At 74.9% G+C, this 1,453-nt stretch carries 2 protein-coding genes and 1 pseudogene; all 3 read right to left on the bottom strand.

Annotated elements, in window-relative coordinates; genetic code table 11:
- Window positions 1–222: TFIIB-type zinc ribbon-containing protein (locus tag HUW36_RS32790; protein ID WP_174531578.1), on the bottom strand; the 222-nt coding region annotated here is incomplete at its 3' end.
- Between the two features lie 23 nt (window positions 223–245).
- On the bottom strand, window positions 246–878 hold the full coding sequence (locus HUW36_RS32785) for a phosphoribosyltransferase (protein WP_174531577.1): 633 nt from the start codon (window positions 876–878) through the stop codon (window positions 246–248).
- A pseudogene (locus HUW36_RS32780) lies at window positions 875–1,453 on the bottom strand (hypothetical protein); the annotation flags it as partial. The gene HUW36_RS32785 and the pseudogene HUW36_RS32780, both read right to left, overlap by 4 nt.

Here is a 1,453-nt window from a genome sequence, read left to right as displayed (position 1 = left end):
GGCGGGCGGGGGTGGCGGGGGCGGCGGGTAGCCGGCGCCGGCGGGTGCGGCCTGGCGGGCGCCCCCGTGCTGCTGGTTCCAGTTGGCCTCGGCCTCGAACAGCTTCTCGAGCTCGCCGCGGTCGAGGAAGATTCCGCGGCACTCGCCGCACTGGTCGATGACTACTCCGCTGCGCTCGTACTGGCGCATCTCTCCGTGGCATTTGGGACAAGTGAGCTGCATGACATCGAAGGTACCGGGTGATTTCACGCGGTGGCGGTCAGCGCCTGCGTCACCTCGTCGTCGGCCACCTCGTGGAAGTCGTCGTAGTAGGCGCCGACGGCGGTGAAGTCGGGCGGGAGTTGGCAGCTCACGACCGTGTCGGCGGTGTCGGTGAGCATCTCGTACGCCTGCTCGGAGCCGACCGGAACGGCGACGAGCACGCCTGTGGCGCCGAGGTGGCGGGCGACCTGGACGGCGGCGCGGGCGGTGGCGCCGGTGGCGAGTCCGTCGTCGACGACGACGGCGGTGCGGCCGGTCAGGTCCAGGGGTGGGCGCCCGGCGCGGTAGCGCTGTTCGCGGCGTTCCAGCTCGGCCTGTTCGCGGCGGCGGACCTGGGCCCGGTCGTTCTCGCTGATCCGGCCGGCGACCATGTCGTTGAGGACCTGCACGCCGCCGGGGCCGAGTGCGCCGTACGCGACCTCGGGCGCCCAGGGCACGCCGAGTTTGCGGACGACCAGCACGTCGAGGGGGGCGCCCAGTCGGTCGGCGATCACCCGGGCGACGGGTACGCCGCCGCGTACCAGGCCGAGGACGATGACGTCCGGCCGGCCGGCGAGGTCGGTGAGTCGTTCGGCGAGGTCGCGCCCCGCCTCGGCCCGGTCGCGGTAGGTGGTCATTCCTCAGGTGTACGCCCTTCGGCCGCGTCGCGGCGGGTGGTTGCCGGGAATGCCGGGGTGCCGGTGTCCCGGGTCGGGTTCCCGGTGAGCGTCAGCGCCGGCGCGAGGACGAGCAGGGCGACCGGGTAGAGCAGGTAGCCGAAGCGGGTGGAGGGCATCAGGAGGATGGCGGCGAGCAGCCCGTATCCGCAGATGGCGGCGGTGGCGGCGGCGGTGCGGGGCGGTCGGCGCAGCAGTCGGACGGCGATCGCCAGGCCGACCGCGACGAGCAGGGCGGCGGCGACGGCGCGGCCGGCGGGGAACGTCTCGGCGATGAGGTGGCCCGGGAACGGGGACTGGGCGGGGCTGGTCACCAGGCCGTGGCCGAGGGGGAAGCGCAGCACGTTCTCGACCAGGGCGTCGCGGTCGACGAGCAGGACCGGGACCAGGGCGAGGACGGGGAGGCCGAGGGCGCCCAGGGCGGTGCGACCGGCGGCGCGGCGGGTGGCGGCCCAGCAGACCAGCACGATCGCCACCGGCCAGGCGAAGAGTTTCAGGGCGCCGGCGGCGCCGACCGCGAGGCCGGCGCGACCGGG

This window comes from Micromonospora maritima, from assembly GCF_902825405.1.
Taxonomy (GTDB): Bacteria; Actinomycetota; Actinomycetes; order Mycobacteriales; family Micromonosporaceae; genus Micromonospora; species Micromonospora maritima.
The sequence above is the reverse complement of the archived record's forward strand: the minus strand, read 5'-3'. Positions and strand labels throughout refer to the sequence as shown.